The sequence below is a fragment of the Phaeodactylibacter sp. genome, assembly GCF_022763345.1.
In the GTDB taxonomy this organism is placed as follows: Bacteria; Bacteroidota; Bacteroidia; order Chitinophagales; family Saprospiraceae; genus Phaeodactylibacter.
In genome coordinates, this window is the sequence record NZ_JALEGS010000076.1 from 17746 (window position 1) to 41694 (window position 23949).

15 protein-coding genes are annotated in these 23949 nt (G+C 51.8%); 12 read left to right on the forward strand and 3 right to left on the reverse strand.

Annotated elements, in window-relative coordinates; translation table 11 throughout:
• Positions 1 to 157 precede the first annotated feature (157 nt).
• The 11 genes from MRY86_RS20685 (at position 158) to MRY86_RS20735 (ending at position 20701) form a co-directional block, all read left to right on the forward strand.
• Entirely contained in the window at positions 158 to 8545 is an 8388-nt protein-coding gene (locus MRY86_RS20685; protein WP_293564597.1) for a plastocyanin/azurin family copper-binding protein, read from the forward strand.
• 11 nt (positions 8546 to 8556) lie between these two features.
• Entirely contained in the window at positions 8557 to 9840 is a 1284-nt protein-coding gene (locus MRY86_RS20690; protein WP_293564599.1) for an efflux RND transporter periplasmic adaptor subunit, read from the forward strand.
• Between the two features lie 90 nt (positions 9841 to 9930).
• Positions 9931 to 10707: a c-type cytochrome domain-containing protein gene (locus MRY86_RS20695; RefSeq protein WP_293564601.1), complete on the forward strand. Its 777-nt coding sequence runs from the start codon at positions 9931 to 9933 to the stop codon at positions 10705 to 10707.
• 6 nt (positions 10708 to 10713) lie between these two features.
• Entirely contained in the window at positions 10714 to 11085 is a 372-nt protein-coding gene (locus MRY86_RS20700; RefSeq protein WP_293564603.1) for a hypothetical protein, read from the forward strand.
• Positions 11086 to 11098: 13 nt separating this feature from the next.
• Positions 11099 to 11509, forward strand: a complete 411-nt coding sequence (locus MRY86_RS20705) for a hypothetical protein (RefSeq protein ID WP_293564605.1) — start codon at positions 11099 to 11101, stop codon at positions 11507 to 11509.
• Between the two features lie 45 nt (positions 11510 to 11554).
• Complete coding sequence (locus MRY86_RS20710; RefSeq protein WP_293564607.1) at positions 11555 to 12109, forward strand: YceI family protein; 555 nt, start codon at positions 11555 to 11557, stop codon at positions 12107 to 12109.
• Positions 12110 to 12238: 129 nt separating this feature from the next.
• Entirely contained in the window at positions 12239 to 13132 is an 894-nt protein-coding gene (locus MRY86_RS20715; RefSeq protein WP_293563827.1) for a DUF5777 family beta-barrel protein, read from the forward strand.
• A gap of 37 nt (positions 13133 to 13169) precedes the next feature.
• A complete protein-coding gene (locus tag MRY86_RS20720) occupies positions 13170 to 13706 on the forward strand; it encodes a YceI family protein (RefSeq protein WP_293563829.1) in 537 nt (178 codons plus the stop codon).
• 3 nt (positions 13707 to 13709) lie between these two features.
• A complete protein-coding gene (locus tag MRY86_RS20725; protein WP_293563830.1) occupies positions 13710 to 16592 on the forward strand; it encodes a sensor histidine kinase in 2883 nt (960 codons plus the stop codon).
• Positions 16580 to 17338, forward strand: coding sequence for a LytTR family DNA-binding domain-containing protein (locus MRY86_RS20730; protein WP_293563832.1), 759 nt, complete (start codon positions 16580 to 16582; stop codon positions 17336 to 17338). The genes MRY86_RS20725 and MRY86_RS20730 overlap by 13 nt, the downstream gene beginning before the upstream one ends.
• A gap of 114 nt (positions 17339 to 17452) precedes the next feature.
• Positions 17453 to 20701 carry a fibronectin type III domain-containing protein gene (locus MRY86_RS20735; protein WP_293563834.1) on the forward strand — a complete coding sequence of 1083 codons (3249 nt, stop codon included), beginning with the start codon at positions 17453 to 17455 and terminating at the stop codon, positions 20699 to 20701.
• Positions 20702 to 20831: 130 nt separating this feature from the next.
• Here MRY86_RS20735 and MRY86_RS20740 read toward each other — a convergent pair whose 3' ends face one another.
• Together MRY86_RS20740 and trxA are read right to left on the reverse strand one after the other, a co-directional pair.
• Entirely contained in the window at positions 20832 to 21764 is a 933-nt protein-coding gene (locus tag MRY86_RS20740; RefSeq protein ID WP_293563836.1) for a DUF58 domain-containing protein, read from the reverse strand.
• A gap of 76 nt (positions 21765 to 21840) precedes the next feature.
• Entirely contained in the window at positions 21841 to 22158 is a 318-nt protein-coding gene (gene trxA, locus MRY86_RS20745) for a thioredoxin (RefSeq protein ID WP_282773789.1), read from the reverse strand.
• Positions 22159 to 22331: 173 nt separating this feature from the next.
• Between trxA and MRY86_RS20750 the strand changes: the two genes are divergently transcribed.
• A complete protein-coding gene (locus MRY86_RS20750; RefSeq protein ID WP_293571859.1) occupies positions 22332 to 23414 on the forward strand; it encodes a DUF3810 domain-containing protein in 1083 nt (360 codons plus the stop codon).
• A gap of 3 nt (positions 23415 to 23417) precedes the next feature.
• Here MRY86_RS20750 and MRY86_RS20755 read toward each other — a convergent pair whose 3' ends face one another.
• Entirely contained in the window at positions 23418 to 23768 is a 351-nt protein-coding gene (locus MRY86_RS20755; protein ID WP_293571861.1) for a translation initiation factor, read from the reverse strand.
• Between the last annotated feature and the right edge of the window lie 181 nt (positions 23769 to 23949).

Genomic DNA, 23949 nt, shown 5'->3' on the forward strand with positions numbered 1-23949 from the left:
TCAGGCTTTTGCACCAGGTTTGCTATATAGGAACATCCCCGGGCCTCTTCCCGTTCAGTGGGCAATTTTTCCCGTTCAGGGTAGTCGGGCACGCAAATGTACCTGATTTCAATTAGGTTAGAGCCTAAATCCGAACTATAACCCAGATACATTAAACATGAATGCCCGGATCACCCTACTGCTGTTCGTACTTACTACCTCGGTCGGCTTCACGCAAAATTGCATGGCTGACTTCACTTTCGGCCCAACAGATCTAACGATTGATTTTTATGATCAGTCTGCTTCTGCAGCTGACGATCCCATTGTGTCCTGGAATTGGGATTTTGGTGATGGCTCAGGCTCCACCCAGCAAAACCCTACTCACTCTTTCCCGGACCCCGATAATTACGATGTTTGCCTGACGATACAGACGGCCAACGGCTGTACCGATCAGTTGTGTATTGAAATTGAAACCTGTGTACTCCAGCTATCCGTAAGCGTTGGTGATTGCAATGCTAATAATGAAATACCGCTTACCATCAACGTATCTGATCCCTATGATGCAGCAAGGGATATCAATATTTCTGTCGATGGTGTACTGCTGCCCGGAAGCCCTTTTGATATTGATGACAATGCGCCTGTTACCGTGAATGCTTCGGTTGCGGGAGACGGGCTTACCCACGTAGTAACCGTTCAATCCGAAGACGTAGGCACCTGTACTGCTACTTATGAGTTTTCGGTGCCAGATTGCACTTCTGACTGCTTTTTGTCGAGTATGAGTGCCAATATTACCGGTGGGACAACTCATATCGTTGATGTAGGGGATAATTTCTTTGCACCTCAAAACGTCACTATCGTAATTGGCGATATCGTCCGATTCGAATGGGTTGGGGACGGGCATTCCACGACCTCAGATGCAACGACAGGTCCGGACAGCTGGAATTCCGGGGTGATTGGGTTTGGTTCAGCCTACGATGTAAATATTACAAATCCTGGTGTGCATGGTTACTACTGCCTGCCCCACGGCGGGCCCAACGGACAAGGGATGGCTGGAACGATTATTGGCAACTGCCCGCCCGGTGGACAGTTTACAGTCTCCGTTGGCTTTAACACTTCCATTGCCAACCCTCAGGGGTACCAACTCTTAGTTGATGGTGTGCCGGTATCCGGAAGCCCGTTTAGTTATACTGGGACTGGTGCGCAGACGCAGACGATCAATTTGCCCGGAGATGGGGCTCCCCATGTAATCGAAATCCAGGATGTTGCGGATCCTTCCTGTACGCTCTCGCGGAATTTTCTTTCACCTGACTGCGGGGCGGCACCTACCTGTACCTTATCGGTCGTTGCTCAGCAGAATGGTGGGTGCACTACCGGTAACATGATACCTTATGAACTTACCGTCAATGCAGTTAATCCGGGGGCTAATGGCTTTAATGTCCTGATAGATGGCGTTGCTGACCCTAATGGCCCTTTTTCCTATAATACTGGTGGAATTACTACCGTAATAGCAGACGTTCCAGGTGATGGAACAGATCACACAGTTGTTGTGGAAGACGTAGCTGACTCTGCCTGCTCCGGAAGCACTAATGTAACGACCACAGACTGCACCATCCCCTGTGCTATAACCAACCTGACGGCCAGCACCGGCGGCAGCGCTGTGCACACGGTCAACGTGGAAGACTTCGCCTTCAGCCCGCAGAGCATCACCATTGCTGCGGGTGACATCGTGGAATGGGTGTGGACCGGCTCTGTTGCCCATACAGCGACCTCAGATGCCACGTCCGGCCCGGACAGCTGGGACAGCGGCCTGCTGGGGCAGGGCGCCGTATACCAGTCGCCGGCACTGAGCGCCGGTGTGCACCCGTATTACTGTATCCCGCACGGCGGCCCCGGCGGGCAGGGCATGGCGGGGACCATCACCGTGCAGGCCGACTGTACGAACGGCCAGGTGCAGGCGAACCTGAGCTTCAGCGCCAGCGGCACGGGCGTGGACGGCTACGAAGTGCTGGTGGACGGGGCCCTGGCGGGCACCTTCGCCTACGATGGCAGCGGTCAGAACAGCGCCTCCGTGCCGGTGCCCGGGGACGGCGGCACGCATACGATCACCGTGCGCGATGTAGCAGACAACAGCTGCAGCGCCTCTACTACATTAACCACGCCGGACTGCAATGCGCCGTCCTGCCAGCTGAGCGTTTCGGCGGAAGAGGCGGGCGGTTGTTCGGGCGGCAATGTGACCGCCACCCTGGCTATATCAGACGCAGGGGGCAGCGCCCTGGGCTTTGAAGTGCAGGTGGACGGTGCCAGCGCAGGCACGTTCAGCTACAGCGGTACGGGCACGACCACCGTACAAATACCGATAGCCGGCGACGGGCAGCCGCACGATATCCAGGTTACGGACCTGGAAGACGGCGCCTGTACGGCAGCGGCCAGCCTGACGACCACAGACTGCACGATCCCCTGTGCTATAACCAACCTGACGGCCAGCACCGGCGGCAGCGCTGTGCACACGGTCAACGTGGAAGACTTTGCCTTCAGCCCGCAGAGCATCACCATCGCTGCGGGCGACATCGTGGAATGGGTGTGGACTGGCTCTGTTGCCCATACAGCGACCTCAGATGCCACGTCCGGCCCAGACAGCTGGGACAGCGGGCTGCTTGGTCAGGGCGCCGTGTACCAGTCGCCGGCACTGAGCGCCGGTGTGCACCCGTATTACTGTATCCCGCACGGTGGCCCCGGCGGTCAGGGCATGGCGGGCACCATCACCGTGCAGGCCGATTGTACGAACGGCCAGGTGCAGGCAAGCCTGAGCTTCAGCGCCAGCGGCACGGGCGTGGACGGCTACGAAGTGCTGGTGGACGGCGTTTTAGCGGGCACCTTCGCCTACGATGGTGGCGGGCAGAACAGCGCTACCGTACCGGTGCCCGGGGACGGCGGCACGCATACCATTACCGTGCGCGATGTAGCAGACAACAGCTGCAGCGCCTCCACCACATTAACCACGCCGGACTGCAATGCGCCAACCTGCCAGCTGAGCCTCTCGGCGGAAGAGACGGGCGGCTGTTCGGGCGGCAATGTGACCGCCACGCTGACGGTATCAGACGCAGGGGGCAGCGCCCTGGGCTTTGAAGTACAGGTGGACGGTGCCAGCGCAGGCACGTTCAGCTACAGCGGTACGGGCACGACTGCGGTACAAATACCGATAGCCGGGGACGGGCAGCTGCACGATATCCAGGTTACGGACCTGGAAGATGGCGCCTGCACGGCCACCGCCAGCCTGACGACGACCGACTGCACCATCCCCTGCGCTATAACCAATCTGACGGCCAGCACCGGCGGCAGCGCTGTGCACACGGTCAACGTGGAAGACTTTGCCTTCAGCCCGCAGAGCATCACCATTGCTGCGGGTGACATCGTGGAGTGGGCATGGACCGGCTCGGTTGCGCACACTGCAACATCAGATGCCACGTCCGGCCCAGACAGCTGGGACAGCGGGCTGCTGGGGCAGGGCGCTGTGTACCAGTCGCCGGTATTAAGCGCCGGGGTGCACCCTTACTACTGCATCCCGCACGGCGGCCCCGGCGGTCAGGGTATGGCGGGCACCATCACCGTGCAGGCCGACTGCACGAACGGGCAGGTGCAGGCGAACCTGAGCTTCAGCGCCAGCGGCACGGGCGTGGACGGATACGAAGTACTGGTGGACGGGGCCCTGGCGGGCACCTTCACCTACAATGGCAGCGGTCAGAACAGTGCCTCCGTACCGGTCCCGGGCGACGGCGGCACGCATAACATTACCGTGCGGGATGTAGCCGACAACAGTTGTAGCGCCTCCGCCACCTTAACCACGCCGGACTGCAATGCGCCGTCCTGCCAGCTGAGCGTTTCGGCGGAAGAGACGGGCGGCTGTAACAATGGGGATATCACCGCCACGCTGACGGTATCAGACGCAGGCGGCAGCGCCCTGGGCTTTGAGGTGGAGGTAGACGGCGCCAGCGCAGGCACGTTCAGCTACAGCGGTACGGGCACGACCACCGTACAAATACCGATAGCCGGGGACGGGCAGCCGCACGATATCCAGGTTACGGACTTGGAAGATGGCGCCTGCACGGCCACCGCCAGCCTGACGACCACAGACTGCGCGATCCCCTGTGAAATCAATGATTTAATACTCAATACTTCTGGCAACCCGGTAGTGCACACTGTTGAAGTGCAAGACTTTGAGTTTACTCCTCAGCAGGTGACCGTTGCTCCCGGTGATACCATTCGCTTCCTGTGGACAGGGGCTATTCCGCATACCACGACCTCAGATGCCACATCCGGCCCGGACAGCTGGGACAGCGGATTATTGGGGCAGGGGGCTGTTTATGACGTTGTTCTGGAGACTTTAGGTGAGCATCCTTATTATTGCGTCCCCCACGGGGCACCGGGAGGCATTGGAATGGCCGGAAACATTACCGTGGAGCCGCCTTGCAATGAGGGGCAGATCAATCTGCTGGCGACTTTCAGTATCATGGGAGGGGGTAATGATTACAACGTATTGCTGGACGGCACAGCCCTTCCGGCAGGTCCATTCCCATACGAACCGGGCTCATTACAGTCCGTGCAGGTGTCTGTCCCAGGTGATGGCCAGGAGCATACCTTACTCGTTCAGGATGCACAATCCGCAGGATGTGGGGCGACCTACACCTTTGTCGCTCCTGATTGTAATACCACTGAACCGTGCGGGCTTTCCCTCTCAGCTGCGGTAGCCGGAGATTGCGATGCCAGCAATCAAGTGCCGGTAGACCTCACCATCGCGCATACCGGAACTACGGGAAATAGTTTTCAATTACTGGTTGATGGTATTACTCATCCTGACAGCCCGTTCAGCTATGCACAAGGGGGCGTCACACAGCTGTCTATCCTGCTTGCAGGTAATGGTATGATGCGTAATTTTGAGGTGGTGGATTCGGACAGCCTGGACTGTTCGGCAACCACTACTTTGGAGGTGCCCCAATGTGGCGCAATTTGTGAAATACAGCAACTGTCCGTCAATAGCAGCGGCGCAGCCAATCATCAGATTTTGGTTGAAGATTTTGAATTTCAGCCTGCTGCTCTTACTGCAGCGCCCGGAGATACGATTACGTTCGTCTGGACTGGCAGCATTCCTCACACCACCACCTCGGATGCCACAAGTGGCCCGGATAGCTGGGACAGCGGGTTGCTGGGACAAGGGGCAGTTTATCAGCTGGTTTTGAATGAAGAAGGAAGTTATCCCTACTACTGCATTCCGCACGGTGGACCGGGAGGAATCGGTATGGCTGGAACCATTCATATTGAGGATCCTTGCAACGCTGGTCAAGCCACCGTTGGGGTCAGTTTTGAAACTACGAACGGCAGTGCGATGGGCTACCAGGTATTTGTAGACGGGAATTTGGTAGCCGGCCCGATTGCCTATGATGATCCTACGGGGTTCAATACGACCTCAATTACTATACCTGGTGACAGCTTGTTGCATACCCTAACTGTTCAGGACCTGGAGGTCGGCTTTTGCGCTGCGAGTACCACTTTTACTGCCCCGCTTTGTGAGGTGCCCTGTGCAATTTTGAATTTAGAGGCCAACGTTGGTGCAGGCATTGCCCATATCATTGAAGTTAGAGACTTTGATTTCTTTCCGGCACTTACTTCCGTAAGGGTAGGAGAGACCATACGGTTTAACTGGACGGGGGCAATCCCCCATACTGCTACTTCTGATGCCAGCAACGGGCCGGATAGCTGGGACAGCGGATTGCTTGAGCAGGGGGAATCCTTTGAAGTCAATATTCAGGAGCCGGGCGAACATCCTTATTACTGTATTCCGCATGGCGGACCGGGAGGGATTGGCATGGCAGGTATGATTGTTGCGGATCCGGATTGCATGGAAGACAGCGTTCAGGTTGCCGTAATGTTTGACGTCACCAATGGCAGTGCTCAAGGCTACAACCTGTTTATTGACGGTCAATTAAATGAAGGGGCTCCCTTCTCCTACGCTAACCCGATGGGAACCAATATGGTATTTGTCAACCTTCCGGGAGACGGTCAGCAGCATTTTATTACTGTGCAGGATTTGGAGGTTGGGTTCTGCGCAGCGACCACCTCCGTCTTGGTACCGGACTGCAGTGCGCCTTGCAGCGTAGATAGCCTGAGCGTCGAATTCCCAAGCCCGGCTCTACATGAGGTGCTGGTGGAGGACTTTGAGTTTTTGCCTGCTCAGTTAGATCTGTATATTGGAGATACTGTTCGGTTTATCTGGACGGGGAGCATACCGCATACCGCCACTTCAGATGCCACAAGTGGGCCTGACAGCTGGGATAGTGGCTTGCTGGGACAGGGGGCTATCTTTGATGTGGTCCTGAATGAGCCCGGCAGTCATCCTTACTATTGCATACCGCACGGAGGCCCCGGCGGCATTGGTATGGCTGGTGTAATCAACGCATCTGCACCGTGTCAGGGGGATAGTATCTTAACCACGATATACTTTTCCGATACCAACGCGGAGGGCCCCTTTGAGGTGAGCTTGGATGGCGTGTTATGGGCTACAGTTAACGGTACGGGCAGTGCTGTTTATCTGCCTGGCGATGGGGAATCCCATGAACTTATTATCAGGGATGTCAACGCAGTGGAGTGTGCTGATACATTGACTTTCGTTACCCCAATATGTGGGACAGATGATCCTGTATTTTGTGATCTCAGCCTCGCGCTTGATCCAAGCAGTGGATGTGAAAATGGAATGGTTAACTATACTCTTGGTCTTTCTGGTATGCATACCGGTGGTACCGGGTACGACCTTTTTGTAGATGGCGTGCTCCAAACCGGATCGCCATTTAGCTACAGCGACCTGCCGGCAACACTTACTTTAGAGGGTGATGGGCTGTCCCATCAGATCATTGTTGCAGATGTGGATAGTATTGCTTGTGCCGATACCTTGTCTGTAGTGACACCGGATTGCAGTCAGGACTGCCTGTTGAGCTTCGATAGCCTAGATATAGACCCTGCGGTCGTTCATGTAGTGGAAGTGCGGGATTTTGATTTCCTGCCAGCTAATCTGGAAGTAGCCGTTGGAGATGTGGTCCGTTTTGTATGGACGGGTGCTATTCCTCATACCGCTACAAGCGATGCCACTGCCGGTCCGGATAGCTGGAACTCAGGCCTGTTGGGAGAAGGTGCTGTTTTCGATGTCACCATCACCACTGCCGGGTCGCACCCCTATTATTGCGTACCGCACGGTGGGCCAGGTGGCATTGGTATGGCTGGATTGATCACCGCTGTGGAGCCTTGTGCTGATGGCATGCTTAATGCAGAGATTTTCTTTCAGGCTGTCAATACAGGATCTGCAGGTTTTGAAGTCCTGATTGATGGTGTGTTGACAAATGGTAGTCCCTATGCTTTCGAGGCAGGTGCTGCTCAATCGGTCATTATTCCTATCTCTGCTGATGGCCAGGTTCACGAGGTACAGGTGCGTGATGCACTCGAGGTAGACTGTCAGTTCACCACAGAAGTGGAAATGCCGGATTGTTCGGACCCTTGTTTGGGTTATTCTGCTGGCTTTAGTGCCGCACCAACCAATAACGGTCTTGAGGTGGCCTTCACCGATGAAACGGAGCAGGACGTCACCTCCTGGTCATGGTCATTTGGAGACGGGGCAAGCAGTACTGAGCAAAACCCTGTACATACCTTCCCTGCAGCCGGTACCTTTACGGTTTGCCTTACGGTTATGGATAATAGTTCGGGCTGTCTGGATATGCACTGTTCAGAGGTGGAAGTGAGCAGCTCCCTCTGTAATATTGATTTTGCCCTGTCCTCAGAGGGTTTATCGGTTACCTTGGTGGATGCTACGCAAAGTACCGCCCCGGTACAGGATTGGTCCTGGAGCCTGGGCAACGGGACAACCATTTCCGGTCAGGACAGTATTACCTACACTTATGAAAATCTGGGTATATATACGATCTGCCTGGAAGTATCAGCTGATGGGTGCAGCGGTGAAATCTGCCAGGAGATTGACCTTACAGAGCCCTGCCTCTTGTTTGCACCTGACTTTACTTATACTGTTAATCCTGACAATCCGCTATCCATGCAGTTTGTCGATCTGACGTCAGGAACGCCCAACCAATGGCTATGGGGCTTCGGGGATGGTATGACTTCGCATCAGCAAAACCCGGTACACACTTATTCCTCTTCAGATACTTATACGATCTGCTTACTGGTACAGGATACGATAACGGGCTGCAATGAAGCCCTGTGCGAAAGTGTTTTCATCGGTACTACCGGGAGTGTGGCCACAGCACAGGTCAATTACAAAGTTACGATTGCCCCCAATCCGGCACCGATGGGGCAGCCTAACTGGACGGTAGCGGGGATACACCCTGCTGATTATCAACAAGACCTTCAGCTTTTTATCTACGACCTTCAGGGACGGTTGCTAACTCAGAAAAAGGTAAAGGGAGAACCTGATTTGTCTGTGCAAGTGCCCTTATCTGCTTCTGCAGGCATGTATATCGTTGAGTTGCGGTCCAGCCGCAGAGTCTATCAGGGCAGGGTTATCCTTCAATAAAATAAGAAACAATGACCAGCAATCTAAAGTTAGGGATCGCCGCCGGTTTTCTGATCGCATGGAGCCTTGGGTATTATTTGGGGCAGGGGAATACGCCAGTCGCTGCCCCTCATCCTATGCAGTCTTTCGTAAATTGTACGGCAGAAACCACAGATTATTACACCTGTAGCATGCACCTTTCTTTGGAACAGCCCGAACCGGGTCAGTGCCCGGCTTGCGGCATGAAGCTTATTAAGAAAAGACTCCTGCCGCAGTTCAATCCCGATTTAGTCGCCTTGTCGGATGCAGAATTGCTCCTATCTGGTGTGGAAACTCAGATTGTAGGCGATCCGAAGTCTTCCCGAGGCGGCATCCCGGTATCCGGCCGCCTGAAAATACCTCCAGGCCAAATCCGCAGGCAGGTCGCAGGGCTACCGGGCCGGATAGAGGCCTTATACATTACTGCTGAAGGGGATTATGTGAAGAAGGGGGCACCTATCGCTTCCATTTATTCCAAAGATCTGATTGCAGTGGTGGAAGCTTTCGTGCACAATACCAACTCAGAATCCATTCTGCGGGCGGCGAAAAATAACCTTAAAAGTTGGAATCTGGACCTGGAAGTCCTGCAACAATTTGATGTAGCTTCCGGGCAGTACCGTCATCCGGTGACGATCAGTGCAGACTATGAAGGATATGTCCTGGAGCATTTCACCCATACCGGAGATTACACCGCTAATGCCCACATGGGAGCACCTACTACCTTGTACACTATTGCCAGTTTGGATAAGCTGTGGGCGGTCCTCGAAGTGTACGAAACTCAATTGTCATCGATAAGGCTGGGCAGCCAGGTTCACCTAACCACAGAGGCTTTTCCCGGCGAACGCTTTGGGGGCAAGATATCCTTTATAAGCCCGGTCGTGGACCCAGATACCCGCACCGTAGAGGTGCGCGTGGAATTACGCAACCCCGGCCACCGCCTGAAGCCGGAAATGCTGATGGAAGGTATTGTTGCATTAGGTACCGGCCCAGGCCATTCACCGATTTTGCTGCCGCGATCGGCAATCCTGTGGACCGGAAAGCGGTCCGTGGTCTATGTTAGAGATTCGGCATTTAATCAACCGGTATTCCGGCCACGAACGGTCGTTTTAGGGCCTTCCCATGGAGATTTCTACGCTATTGAAGATGGGCTTGCCCCCGGAGAGGAGATCGCCGTAAACGGTGTATTTGCCATAGATGCTGCCGCACAGCTCAGAGGCGGAAGGAGTATGATGAGCCCTGGCAGGGTAGCGGAGGAGCCCGTTGCCGCACAACACTGACCGGGTTCAGTACAGGTTTTTTCCGGTTCAGCAGGAAATAATTGCCTGTCCCCACATAACAGGCTTACCTTTAGACCAGAAATTTAATCGATGATACGGAAGCACAATAGTTGGATATTCATTATTGCAGGCGCGGTATTCTATGCGCTCAGTCTCAATAGCTGTAAGCATGACCCGGTATTGGGCGATGATCCGATCACGCCGGTAGATACCACTGATATCTCCAACCCGATCGACTCTACAGACAATCCGGTAGATACTTCAGGGACGCCTTGCGACCCGGAAGTGGTATACTTTGAATTGGATGTTTTGCCCATCCTACGTTCAAACTGTGCCTTCGGCGGTTGTCATGATGATAACAGTGCACAGGATGGTGTAATCCTGACCTCCTATACATCAGTGATCAATACAGCTGATGTCGAGGCCTTTGATTTGGATGGCAGCGATTTATACGAAGTGATTACTGATGATGACCCCGATAAACGCATGCCGCCCCCACCCAATAATCCGCTGACGAGCCAGCAGATCAATCTGATCAGCAAATGGATCTTACAGGGCGCAAAGAACGAAACCTGCAATCCCGGAGCCGGTGGTTGCGATACAGCTGCGGTCAGCTTTGCCGTACAGGTTTTACCGGTGATCAACACCAACTGCTTCGGTTGCCACAATGATGATGTGCCAAACGCTGGTATTTCTCTGAGCAGCTACGAAAAAATCAAAGCTGTCGCGGAACAAGGCTTGCTGGTTGGGGTCATCAGCTGGGCTCCCGGTTACGATCCCATGCCGCTGGGCGCACAGTCGCCGTTGCCGCAGTGTACGATTGATCAAATTGAATCCTGGGTAGCAGCAGGCGCACCTAACAATTAATGTACGATGAAAAACTGTTTGATCCCCCTTGCCGCAATAATGTCCTTGCTTACGGTTTTGCCGGGCTGCTATTATGATGTGGAGGAGGAGTTGTACCCGAATACCGGTTGTGATACGCTGGATGTCGGTTATGCTACGACTATCGCCCCGATTATTGAGGATAACTGCATGAACTGCCATAACGCAGCCGCAAATTTCGGGAATGTCACACTGGAAGGGCACAACAATCTTAAAACTTATGCAGACAACGGGCAACTACTGGGCGTCATTCGTCACGAAAGTGGCTTTCCGGCTATGCCGCAGGGCGCTCCTCAGCTTGTTGATTGCACCATCGAAAAAATTGAAAAGTGGGTGACCGATGGCGCCCCGGATAACTAAAAACTCAATTGCCATGAAATACTTGAAATACCTCCTGTTATTGGCGGTTATTGGTGCTGCCGTTGGATTTTATCAATACAATAAGCCTCACCAAAACATGGAAAAAGCTGATGCGGACGTTACCATGACCGCAACAGAGCTTTTCCAGGCTTTTGAAAAGGACGAGCTGTCTGCCAATGAAACCTATCTGGACAAGGTGGTGGAAGTCAAAGGAGAAGTGCAGCAGGTGTCCACCAATGAAGAAGGCGGCATTAGCCTGACCCTGAATAGCGGCAACGATATGTTTGGGGTCATTTGCCAGTTCGATGAACTGACGGACCACCAAAGAACGGCCTTTGAAACTGGTGAAGAAGTCACCGTAAAAGGCATCTGCACCGGAATGCTAATGGACGTGGTGCTAGTACGCTGCGTTGTAAAAGGCTAAGCCCTTGTCCCTATTATTTTTTGAACAACCATAAACCATACTACCATGAAAAAGATCACAATTGCTGTAGCTTGCCTTTTGATGGCAGGCACGGCACTGCAGGCTCAGAAATACTTTACCCGCGATGGCAACGTTGCTTTCTTTTCCAGCACACCTATCGAGAATATTGAGGCGCACAACAGTAAAGCCACAAGCGTACTCGACGCCGAAAGCGGGCGCATGGAATTTGCCATTCTTATCAAAGCCTTTCAGTTTGAAAAAGCCCTGATGCAGGAGCACTTCAATGAAAACTACATGGAAAGCAGTACCTATCCCAAGGCGACCTTTAAGGGTGCTGTGAAAGACTGGTCGAAGGTCAGCCTGTCTAAAGACGGGGAGTACCCGGTCACCGTAGCGGGAGATATGACCATCCACGGTGTTACCCAAACGGTGGAAGCCCCTGGCGTAATAACGGTTAAAGGAGATGCCATCTCTGCTGCTTCCGAGTTCCCGATTGCTGTAGCTGATTATGACATTGAAATTCCTGCGGTGGTCAGAGACAATATAGCTAAGGAAGTAAAAGTCACGGTCGCTATTGATTATCAGCCACTGTCCCGCTAAGCAGCGCATTTTGGGGACTGGATTCACCACATGCATCTGCCTCAAGGCTATGAGAACTAATATTTAATCTCTTCGTAGAGGCCGGGCTGCTCCCCCCGGAGCGCCCGGCTTCCTTTATCTTGCCGGATTATGTCCAAACTTTCACTTTTTTTATTATTGTTTTCGCTCTGCTCCTGGCCTCTGCTCAATGCTCAGGAAGACGACCTGCTCGCTTTGCTTGGAGAAGAGGAAGAGACCACAATATTCGCTAATGCCAGCTTTAAGACCAACCGGGTAATCAATCTGCACTCCCTGGAAAGTACTGCAGCTGGTGTACTGGACATCAAGATCAGCCACCGCTTTGGTACCCTTAACCGGGGCGCGTATGAGCTTTTTGGGCTGGACAATGCCTCTATCCGTATCGGGGGAGATTACGGCATAACCAACCAACTGACCGTAGGCCTGGGGCGGAGCAGCTATCAGAAGACCTTTGACGGTTTTGTGAAGTACAAGTTTCTCCGGCAAAGCAAGGGAAAAAAAGTGATGCCCGTCACGGCGGCCTTTTTGGCTACCACCGCCATTCAGTCCATGAAATGGCAGAACCCTGACCGGGAGAATTACTTCAGCTCCAGGATGTACTACACCTTTCAGTTGATTTTAGGGCGTAAATTCAGTGAGAATTTTTCCCTGCAGGTTTCGCCAACTGTGGTGCACCGGAATCTGGTCAAAACAGCGGCAGAGGCGCATGATGTATACGCTATTGCTGCTGCCGGCCGAATTAAACTTACAAAACGGGTCGCCCTGAATGCAGAATACACCTACGTACTGCCTGATCAATTGCTTCCGGGCTTCCGGAATGCACTTTCTGTAGGGTTTGATATTGAAACCGGCGGGCATGTTTTCCAGCTTCACTTTACCAATTCCACCTCCATGATTGAGCCTGGCCTGGTGACCCAAACCGTTGAAACCTGGGGTAATGGCGGTATTCACTTTGGCTTTAATGTTTCCCGGGTCTTTACGGTAGTCCGCCCGAAAATTCAATAAATTTGGAGCTATTCGTCTTTTACTGAAATGAAAGCACATGAAGTTTACCTGGATAATAGCATTGATTGGCCTCACCTTCGCAAAGCTATACGAAGTAAATGAAGGCTCGGTATACTTCCGGTCTGACGCTCCCCTGGAGCTTATCGAAGCATCTTCCACGGAATTAAAGGGGCTGATCAACGCGGAGGAGCGCACCTTTGCCTTTTCAGTGCCTATGTCTTCCTTCGAGGGATTTAACAGCCCGCTGCAGCGGGTGCACTTCAATGAAAATTACATGGAAAGCAAGCAGTACCCCAATGCCACGTTCTCCGGTAAGATCATCGAAAACATTGACTTCACAAAAGATGGGCTTTATACGGTAAGAGCCAAAGGACAGCTCAATGTGCATGGCGTAAAGCGGGAACGGATCATCCGCAGTGAGCTGCAGGTGCAAGAGGGGCAGATCGAAGTCCGCGCCGACTTTACAGTCCTGCTGGCAGAGCATGACATTAGCATCCCTAAGATCGTTCATCAGAAAATTGCCGAAGAGATTGCAGTGGAAATCAGGGCGGTCTTCCTCCCCAAGACGCCTTGATGTATGTATAAAATCAGCCTGATATTCACCTTGCTTACTACTGCCGCCTTCCTGAAAGCGCAGGTGCCTTCATTCGAGCTGCAGCCTATGCCCGAGCAATATCAGGAAGTGAAGCCAACTGTCCTTTTCCAGGCTGGTAACCGATATATCTGGGTAGGAACGGAGCAAGGGCTTTTCCGCTTTGACGGGCTGGATTATCAGCCTTTTTTAATGCCGGATTCTATTTGCAACAACAAAGTAACTGCAATAGGTGAGATTGGCGATCGCCTTTGGGTGGGGTATGAGGACGGTTGCGTATTCTTTCAGGCTAAGGCAAAGTTTCAGCTGTGGCAGATTGAAGAAGGCTTGCCAAATGCACCAATAACCGGGTTCGGACAAGGGGCAAACGGGTTGATTTGGGTGGCAACCTACGGCGAAGGGCTATATTACCACAACGGCAGGCACCTGTACAATATCAATACAGACGATGGCTTGCCGGGAGATGATATTTACACTATTCATGTGGACCCTGAAGGTGATGCGTGGGTAGGGACTGATGGGGGGCTGAGCCGTTGTAAGGTTAGAGCAGAGCAGAAACAAATTACCACCATCGGCAAAGCAGAGGGCATGCCTGACGAAATTGTCCGTGCGGTTATTCCCGCCGGGCAGGCCGGGCTGTTCTGGGTAGGTACACATAGCGGAGGTCTGGCATTATGCAATGCTGCGAAGGGCGAAGTAAGCGTCCCTTTCGAAAATTGGCCCTATGCACCGATCAATGCTATGGTCAGTTACCAAAATCAGGAATTATGGATTGGCACGGATGGGGATGGATTGTTGCGTTACACTTTCCGGGATAGCCTGTTAACGCATTTGCGAAATCCATCATTCGAAAATGGGCGTATCCTAGACTTATTGAAAGATGCAGAAGGAAACCTTTGGAACATTCAGCAGTTTCGCGGCATTTCGAAAGCCAACCGGAAATTCGAGCAGGTGCTGCAAAAGCTACCCGACATACAGGCTGTCCTGGAATCCAGGGATGGGGCTCTCTGGGTGGGGTGTCAGTCGGGGTTGTTCCGCTATGACTTTAACGCGCATCAATTTGAGAAAATCTTGCCCGAAAATACGCTCAGCCTGTACGAAAGCCCCGGTGGGCAGCTTTATGCCGGCACCTTTGGGCAGGGATTGTATATATTAGCTTCAGATAGGAGGCCGCCTCTTCATCTGACTGCAAAAGATGGCTTATCCAACGGCAGTATTTTGGATATCACGGGTAGCGGGTCCACTATTTGGCTGGCTACCCTGGGCGGGGTCAATAGCTTTCAGGAAGCCCCATTCGGTGAGCGCCCTGTCATCACCCCCAGGTTTGATGAGCAGTCTGCACTGGGGACCAATTTCACCTATACCGTTTTTCCGGACAGTCATGGTCGGATTTGGTTTGGGACGGATGGGGAAGGCCTGAGTGTGCTTGAAGATGGAAAGCTTCACAACTATAGCACTATTGACAGCATCGATATTCAGGCCGTTTACTCCATTACCGAAGATAAGCAGGGGCATATTTGGTTCAGTACAGCCCGGGAAGGAGTCTTTGAATACGATGGCGTTCGCTTTCGCCACCTGACCCTTAGGGAAGGTATACGCGACCTGGCTATCACAAGCTTGATCACGGCACCGGATGGCAATATCGTAATCGTTCATCCTTCAGGGGTGGACTTACTGGACCCCCTTACCCGGCATATCATTTACTACGACGAAGGAATCGGGGTAAAGGGGCTGGAGCCCAACCTCAATGCAGTAGCTGCTGGTAGTGGAAGATCGGTATGGCTGGGGATGGAAAACAGGGTGCTCAGGTATACCGCATTGGAAGAACTCCTCAGTATTCACCCCCAAACGCTGATCACTAATGTTTCTGTCTTTTTGGAGCCTGTGGATTATCCATTGGTTTCCACCTTTAATCACAATCAAAACAACCTCGTTTTTGAATTCACCGGACTATGGTATACCGACCCCAAAGCCGTGAGATACCGTTACAAGCTGGATGGTTTTGACCTGGACTGGATTTCCACCCGCGATCAGCAAGCGATTTACTCTAACCTGCCTCCTGGTACCTACACCTTTAAAGTGGTTTCCACTGAAAATGATACTTACAGCGACGAGCCGGTAGTGGCTTATGCGTTTACAATCCATCCTCCTTACTGGCAGAGATGGTGGTTCATTCTCCTCGCACTTGCTGGCTTATTCCTGTTGCTGGTTAGCTGGATCAGGCAACGGGACCGGCGGCAGCAGCGGATAGCCCGCCTGGAAAAGGAAAAAGTGCAGAGCCAGTTTGAGGCACTGAAAAGTCAGATTAACCCTCATTTCCTGTTCAATAGTTTCAATACGTTGGCGGCCATCATTGAGGAGAGCCCCGGAGAAGCGGTTCAGTATGTGGATAAGCTATCGGATTTTTACCGCAGCATCCTGCAGTACAGGGAGCAGGCGGTGATCAATCTGTCAGAAGAGCTGAGCTTGGTCAGAGATTATGGGTATCTGCTCAAATATCGCTACGGAGAGAATCTGGAAATAGAATACAAGGTACCCGATGCCGACCGGTACGCGGTGGTGCCTTTTGCGTTGCAGCTGTTGGTGGAGAATGCGGTCAAGCACAATGTGATTTCCACAACACGCAAGCTTAGGATACTAATTGAAATTAGCAGGAGAAAAATTATAGTGGCTAATAATGTACAACCAAAGTTCACGAAGGAATCGTCCACCTCATTTGGGCTAGAAAGCCTGCGGCAGCGATATGAAATGCTGGGTGCGCCCCCATTGGAGGTAGTTTCTGACGATCATCTCTTCAGGGTGGAGCTGCCTCTGCTGGATGCCACTGCAGATTTGCAAAAAAATGGATTTTCAACATGGATGTTTTAATTATTGAGGATGAACAGGCTGCTGCCCGGCGGCTGGAAAAACAAATTTTGGCGATTCGTTCTGAGGCTCATATCCTGGCAAAGCTGGATAGTATAGAAAGCGCCCTGGACTGGTTTTCGGCACACCCAATGCCGGACTTGGTGCTCCTGGATATACACTTGGCTGACGGTGCGAGCTTCGAGATTTTCAATCACACTCAAATCACTTGTCCAATCATTTTTACCACGGCGTATGACCAATATGCTATTCAGGCGTTCCGGGTAAATGCGGTGGACTACCTGTTGAAACCCATAAAGCCGGAAGAACTGGCCGGTGCACTTAAAAAGGTCCGTAATCGTAATACTTCCATGGCGCAGCCTCTGGATTACCAAAAACTCTCCAAAGCCCTGCGTGTGGATACCTATAGCCGCCGCTTTCTCGTCAAAATCGGGCAATCGATCAAAGTCATTGATGTGGCGGAGGCGGCTTACTTTTATACAGAAGACAAGATCACCTTCGTAAATACCAAAGACTGCAAACGCTATCCGGTAGATTACTCCCTGGAAAAGCTGGAAATATTGCTGGATCCCCGCCTTTTTTTCCGGATCAACCGGCAGATTATTGTCGGGCTGGACGCGATCAAAGAGATGTATACCTACTCAAAGTCAAGGGTGAAAATTGAACTGGAACCACCTTCCGATTTTGAGGTTATTGTGAGTACGGAACGCTCTCCTCACTTCAAAAAGTGGCTGGTTGGGGAGGAGTGATCCCATTGGGGATGATTTTTTTCCCGTTCGGTAATGAATTAGAAGCCAGATGCTTAAAGGCTTGTAGCTTAGTAATTGCAACAGAATTACAAAAAATCAAAAGCTACATCAGTTATGCGTCAACCCCTATTTTTTCTAGTATTATTCAGCCTATTCCTTACCTTAGGCAAAGCTCAGGACTGCGATCAGATTTGGCGTCAGTTCGATCAAAATACACCTTCTGAAACCGGCGAAGATATGGCGGTGGATGGAGCAGGCAATGTGTATGTATCAGCAAGTGGAGCATCGGGTTCAAGTCTTCGTAAATACAGCCCGGATGGTACACAGCTTTGGGAAACTGTTTCCAATAACCCTTCAGAAGAAACTGCGAACCTGTCGGTTGCGGGTAACGGAGACCTCGTGGTTTCCGGCTTCCACTGGTCTTTCATAACCGGTAACCCGGTAGGCGACAGTGTCTGGATAGCCCGCTACAATAGCGCAGGAACCATGCTATGGCGCAAAAGCTATAGTGTCTATATGTTCCAAATATTTAGTTTTTCCCACCTTTGTACCCACCGGATTGGCAGCAATGGGGATATCTATCTGGCTGCAGATACACAAGGCGAACTGGTGCTCTACAAGTTTGATGCTTCGGGTAACCTGCTATGGTCGGCGTTTGCAGGTACCGGTGCCGTAGACTATCCTACTGATATGGAGTTAACGTCAGAGGGCAATGTCCTTTTTGCCGGCAGCGGCCCTACCGGAGGGCATTTATACCTCAGCCAATTTGATCCTTCCGGCAATATCATGTGGGAGGTCAATAACACGAGTGATTACAATGGAGTGCAAGCTGTAATGGTAGCTCCGGGTGGCAACATTCTCGCGCTGACGACTACGCACAACGGCTCAAATAATGATATTACGGTTGCAGAATACTCAGCCTCTGGCACTTTCTTAGGAAACCGTACGTACGACACCGGGGTTTATGAACTGCCTAAAGGTATGGTCGTCGACGCCACCGGGAACTATTACTTTTTATGTCAGTCCACCCAAACTTCCGGTTTGCCATATGTGGATTGGATAACGGTGAAAGGTGATAACATGGGCAACGTGCTCTGGTCAGACCGTTATAACGAAACAACAAATAATGATGAAATCCCTGCCTCTCTGCATCTCGGAGCTGACGGGTTGCTCTACGCTACGGGCAGTGGAGGGCCACAGTATCCTCATGGTCCAACTGGTCTGATGCGGTTGAGCAATGTAACGGTTAAGTATAACCCCGCAAATGGCGATCGGGCGTGCACTATCATCAATCAGGAGGAGTCCACAAGCGGCCTTGAGGTCCACGCTCTTTCGTCTGGTGGCTTTTACCTGCTAGGTAATGGCTCCAGAGAGCTGTTCAGGTATGGCAATGCCGCGGGAGTATGTCCGTCTCCCTCCGGGCTCACGGTAGGAGTTGTGACCAGCTCTACTGCTCAGGTTTCGTGGGCTGCAGCTCCTGGCGCAGTGAATTACTCCCTGCGTTACCGGCGCGCCTTCGTCAATGCAATATGGGCGGAAGTATTAGTCAGTGGTAATTCTGCTACACTTTCCAATCTGCAGGACGGCGTGACCTATGAATGGGAGCTTATCGCTAATTGCAGCAACGGAGTTGCTCAGCCGGCCCAGGGACCCAATTTCGTAACCGATTGCCAGGATACCGATGAGGATGGCATCTGTGATTTTGCTGATCAGTGCCCGGGACTGAATGATGCGCTTATCGGTGCCCCCTGCGAAGATGGTGACCCATGCACTATTAATGATGTTTACACGTTGGACTGTAACTGCGTTGGCGACCTCATTGACCAGAACAATAATGATATTTGTGACCTGGACGAGGGTTGTAGCGCACCTGTTGGGCTACAGGTGAATAATGTAACGGCAGCTACTGCTCTGGTGGGCTGGAGTACAGTTAGCACTGCTGATAGTTACGAGTTTCAGTATCTCGCTCAGGGTGCACCGTTTAGCGCACTTGTAACCATCTCTGCATCCGGTGCCTCGGTAAACCTGACCGGACTGGAACCGAGTACAACCTATCAGTGGAGGGTCAGAGCGATATGTGCCGGTGCAAATAGTTCTTTTTCTGATATTGGCACTTTCACTACTAATTGTCTCGATACCGATAATGATGGCGTTTGTGATACGGCTGATCAGTGCCCCGGGCTGGATGACGCCCTGATCGGCACGCCCTGTGACGATGGTGACCCTTGTACCATTAATGATGTCTATACGCAGGACTGTAACTGCGTTGGCGATCTTATTGACCAAAACAATAACAACATTTGTGACTTGGACGAAACAGCGGACTGCACAGCGCCGGTAAGCCTGCAAGCTACAGGTATTACGGGCACTTCCGCTTTGCTGACCTGGGACCAGGTAGGGCCTGCGAGCCAGTATCTCTTGCAATACCTGCCACAAGGAGCCCCTTTCAGCCAACTGGTGTCAGAAACGGTCAGCAGTACCAGCTACCACCTGACCGGCCTTTCAGCGTCAACGGTTTATCTTTGGAGAGTCCGTGCGATTTGTGGTAATGAGAACAGTCCTTTCTCGGATATTCAATCTTTTGCTACCGATACGGATACCTGTCCGGATGCAGATTCAGATGGCATTTGTGATGCCGAAGATCAGTGCCCTGGGCTTGATGATGCACTTATTGGCACACCGTGTGATGACGGCAACGCTTGTACCGAAAACGATGTGTATGGAACAGATTGTAATTGTACAGGTACGCTAATAGACAGTAACAATAATAACATATGCGATTTGGACGAAGGCTGTATGGACCCCAATAGCTTACAAGCCGTTCAGGTTTCAGGTACTAGCGGAACCCTTTCCTGGAGTGCTGTCCCTAACGCTAATAGTTACCGGTTGCAATATCGCCCGATAGGTGGAAGCCCTGTAAGCCTGGACATCAATACTTCCGACTATACGGTCAATAATTTATCGCCGGGGTCTATTGTGCAATGGAGAGTTAAAGCGCTTTGCAATAATGCTAATTCTGGCTTCGTCATAGGTCCAAATTTAAATATTGGCGGTAGCGCAATGGCCGCTAACCAGGACAGCAGTCAGCCAATATTGGTAAAGGAAGGAGAAGATAGGGCCGATTTCAAGCTTTTTCCAAACCCAGCAGGTGACATAGTCTTCCTGGAAACCAATAGCAGAGAAGCGGCTGATGTAACGGTCCTCAGTCTGTTAGGGCAGGAACTGGGCAGGTACAGGATCATTGGTGGACAAAAGCAAAGCCTGAATACGAGGGATTGGGGCATCAGCCAGCAAGTAGTACTCATCCGGATAACGCAGGAAGGGAAAAAACCTGTTACCAGGCGATTGTTACTGATAAAATAAACAGACTTGATGCGTCGGGTCCGTGTAATGGTAAGGAAAGAGCCATTTTAACCCTGCAATAATCTCCGGCGCTTCCAGTTTAATGTAAATCATACAGACCGGGTAGGGCTTGCTCTGCCCGGTCTAAGCTTTACACCCGCATCTTCCCCCGCTTTACCAAATACCCCTGAAGTATAGTCTTAAAACCTTCATTAATGTCCGCTTCCACAAAGTCGATGTGGTATTGCAAGCATTTAAGCTTCAGGTCTTCCTTGAACTGCTTCATCTGAGAAATATAGTAGTCTTTTACCTGATTGGACTGCAGGCGCACTTCTTCGCCCGTCTCCATATCCACAAACAGGTAAGGGCGGTTCTCGAAGTCAAAGTCCATTTCCTGAGCCTTGTCTACCACGTGGAAAAGGACGACCTCGTGCTTGTTGTGCTTTAAGTGCTGAAGGGCAGAAAACAGCTGCTCGGTATCGCCCGACTGGTCAAACATGTCGCTAAAGATCATGACCATGGAGCGCTTATGGATGCTGTCGGCAATCTGATGAATAGCTTCGGCGGCAGAGGTGGCGCGGTTCCGCACTGGATTATTGATGGCTTCCTCCAGGTGGGTGAGCATCAGACGGTAGTGAGAAGTACTGCTTTTGCAGCGGGTATGGGTCTTTACGGATTCGTCGAAAAGGCTGAGCCCAAAGGCATCTCGTTGCTTTTGAAGCAGGTTCATTAGTGCGGCAGCGCCGAGTGCCGAAAAACGGAGCTTGTTGAGGTAGTTGCCCCGGTCTTTGCCTTCCGCTTCCGGAAAATACATGGAGGAAGACGTATCGATAACGATTTGGCACCGCAGGTTGGTCTCCTCTTCAAACCGCTTGGTAAATAAACGGTCCGTTCGGGCATACACCTTCCAGTCAATATTGCGGGTATCTTCGCCCTGATTGTAGAGCCGGTGCTCGGCAAACTCCACAGAAAAGCCGTGAAACGGGCTTTTGTGCAGCCCGATGATAAAGCCTTCCACCACCTGCCGGGCCAGAAGCTCCAGCTGATCCAGGTCCCGAATGTCGTAATTGTCGCTAAGTGTCATAGAGGAAATAAAAATTTAAGCCCTTACCGCTTGCGCGTGATAAGGGCTTAAGATACACTTTATTCTGACCGAAGGATTAAAGCTGAGCTTCAATCTTATCGGCAAGTACTTTCTTCGTCGTTACACCGACCTGCTTATCCACCACTTCGCCATTTTTCAGGACGAGTACTGTAGGAATACTGCGAATGCCGTACTTCATGGAAATTTCCGGGTTGTGGTCTACATTGACTTTCCCGATTTGTGCTTTTCCATCATATTCTTTAGACAGCTCTTCGATGATCGGGCCAATCATACGGCAGGGGCCGCACCATTCTGCCCAAAAGTCAACAACAGCTACGCCTTCTTTGTCCAGTACGGTATCTTTGAAGTTTGCATCCGTGAATTCAAATGCCATTTTCAGTGGTTTTGTCAGTTATTAAATGATTTGAAATAAAACAGCAGTTGTTTGCCTGAGGTTGCAAAGATAGTACTTTGTTCTTATCTAAACGTCCTGTGAAAGACGTCTCCAATTGCTGATTTTAGTCACCTGAACACAACAACCACACAAAAAGAAAAGTTTATTGCTGCATGAACAGATACAAAAGTAGCCTGGTTTGGGCCGGGTTGGGCGTCTCAGCTATTCTGCTGCGCCTCTTGCTGGGGGCTTACCCCGAATGGACCGAACAATACTACAGCCGGGGCTTTTTCCTGGGCATCCGTACTTTTATTGACCATACGGTGGCTTATCTTCCCTTTCCGGTCCTTTACCTGATTGTGCTGGCGTTGCTGGTCGGCATTTTCGTGAAAACAAGAGCACTCTGGCGCATGCCGATATCCCGTTTGGAAAAAGGTATCCGGGCAGTGCTCGGGCTGCTTGGCTTTGCGGGCGGGGCGGTTTTTTTCTTTCTGGTGCTTTGGGGCTACAACTATGGCCGGGTGCCGGTAGAGCAGCAATTAGGCTTGGTGCTCAGCCCGCTGCCGATAGAGGCACTGAAGGCGGAGCTGATCGATGAGGCGGAACAGGTAATCGCACTACGAAAAAAAATACAGGGCGCGGACACCGCCGCTATTGATGCGTCTTTTCTGCCGGAAGATTTGGAAGAGCAGTTGCGTGAAGACTTGGAAAGCGTACTCAGCGAGCTGGGCTTCCCCACTACCGGTAAAGTTCGGGCTAAGCGGATCTACCCTAGGGGAATCTTTCTCCGGTTTAGTTCTTCGGGCATGTATTTCCCCTGGTCGGGAGAAGGGCAGGTGGATGCGGGGCTTGATCCGCTGTCCGTCATCCCGGTAATGGCGCACGAATTGTCTCATGGCTACGGTTTTGGAGATGAAGGGACTTGCAATTTCTGGGCCTATGTAGCCTGCACCCGCTCAGCTGACCCGCTTATTGCCTATGCTGGCCACCTGGATCACTTCCGCACCCTTGCCGCGCATTACCTCCGCTACGACCGGGAAGCTTACTTCGCATTTCGGGAACAGCTGCCTACAGGCATTCAGGCAGACCTTGATGCCATCAACGACAATTTACGAAAGTACCCTGATATCATGCCGGAGCTGCGCTACGCTGCATACGATACTTACCTCAAAGCACAGGGAATCAAAGAGGGGATTAAAAACTACAGCCGTGTGGTCATGATGGTGAAAGCCTGGAAAGAAGCCCGGAAATCGTAGGCCTTACCCACCGGATTTCTTAGTATCCGAAAAGCCTTCTTTTTTAAGCAACTCCACCACTTTGTCCCGGTGGTCGCCCTGAATGAGGATTTCACCATCTTTGGCACTGCCGCCAACCCCGCACTTGGTTTTCAACATTTTGCCGATTTCCTTCAGGCGGTCAGCTGGCCCCTGGAAGCCGGTAATAAGGGTGACTTCCTTACCGCCCCTTTGTTTGCGGTCCAACAGCACCCGCAGGCGCTGCTGATTGGCGGGGATTTCATCTTGTTCTTCCGGTTGGCTGTAGTCATAGTCAAAATCCGGATTGGTAGAGTACACTACGCCTAAGCGCTTCTTTTTATTCTTTTTTCCCATATACTGGTTGGTTGTATTCTAAAAACGGTCCTACCGGTAGGATGTTGAACCCGGCGGGATTTTGGATATACGCAATACGAAGTAGTTTGCGACATCGGCCACTGACGAAGCGTAGCTTGTCAGGACAGGCGCAAGCCACTTCTCAGCGTAGATGCTCGTACGTTTGTTAATAGTACAAAAG

Coding starts and splice junctions, on each gene's coding strand:
- MRY86_RS20750 (WP_293571859.1), top strand. CDS start 22,332: ATGAACAGATACAAAAGTAGCCTGGTTTGGGCCGGGTTGGGCGTCTCA.
- MRY86_RS20755 (WP_293571861.1), bottom strand. CDS start 23,768: ATGGGAAAAAAGAATAAAAAGAAGCGCTTAGGCGTAGTGTACTCTACC.
- MRY86_RS20695 (WP_293564601.1), top strand. CDS start 9,931: ATGATACGGAAGCACAATAGTTGGATATTCATTATTGCAGGCGCGGTA.
- MRY86_RS20685 (WP_293564597.1), top strand. CDS start 158: ATGAATGCCCGGATCACCCTACTGCTGTTCGTACTTACTACCTCGGTC.
- MRY86_RS20725 (WP_293563830.1), top strand. CDS start 13,710: ATGTATAAAATCAGCCTGATATTCACCTTGCTTACTACTGCCGCCTTC.
- MRY86_RS20740 (WP_293563836.1), bottom strand. CDS start 21,764: ATGACACTTAGCGACAATTACGACATTCGGGACCTGGATCAGCTGGAG.
- trxA (WP_282773789.1), bottom strand. CDS start 22,158: ATGGCATTTGAATTCACGGATGCAAACTTCAAAGATACCGTACTGGAC.
- MRY86_RS20705 (WP_293564605.1), top strand. CDS start 11,099: ATGAAATACTTGAAATACCTCCTGTTATTGGCGGTTATTGGTGCTGCC.
- MRY86_RS20690 (WP_293564599.1), top strand. CDS start 8,557: ATGACCAGCAATCTAAAGTTAGGGATCGCCGCCGGTTTTCTGATCGCA.
- MRY86_RS20730 (WP_293563832.1), top strand. CDS start 16,580: ATGGATGTTTTAATTATTGAGGATGAACAGGCTGCTGCCCGGCGGCTG.
- MRY86_RS20720 (WP_293563829.1), top strand. CDS start 13,170: ATGAAGTTTACCTGGATAATAGCATTGATTGGCCTCACCTTCGCAAAG.
- MRY86_RS20710 (WP_293564607.1), top strand. CDS start 11,555: ATGAAAAAGATCACAATTGCTGTAGCTTGCCTTTTGATGGCAGGCACG.
- MRY86_RS20700 (WP_293564603.1), top strand. CDS start 10,714: ATGAAAAACTGTTTGATCCCCCTTGCCGCAATAATGTCCTTGCTTACG.
- MRY86_RS20715 (WP_293563827.1), top strand. CDS start 12,239: ATGTCCAAACTTTCACTTTTTTTATTATTGTTTTCGCTCTGCTCCTGG.
- MRY86_RS20735 (WP_293563834.1), top strand. CDS start 17,453: ATGCGTCAACCCCTATTTTTTCTAGTATTATTCAGCCTATTCCTTACC.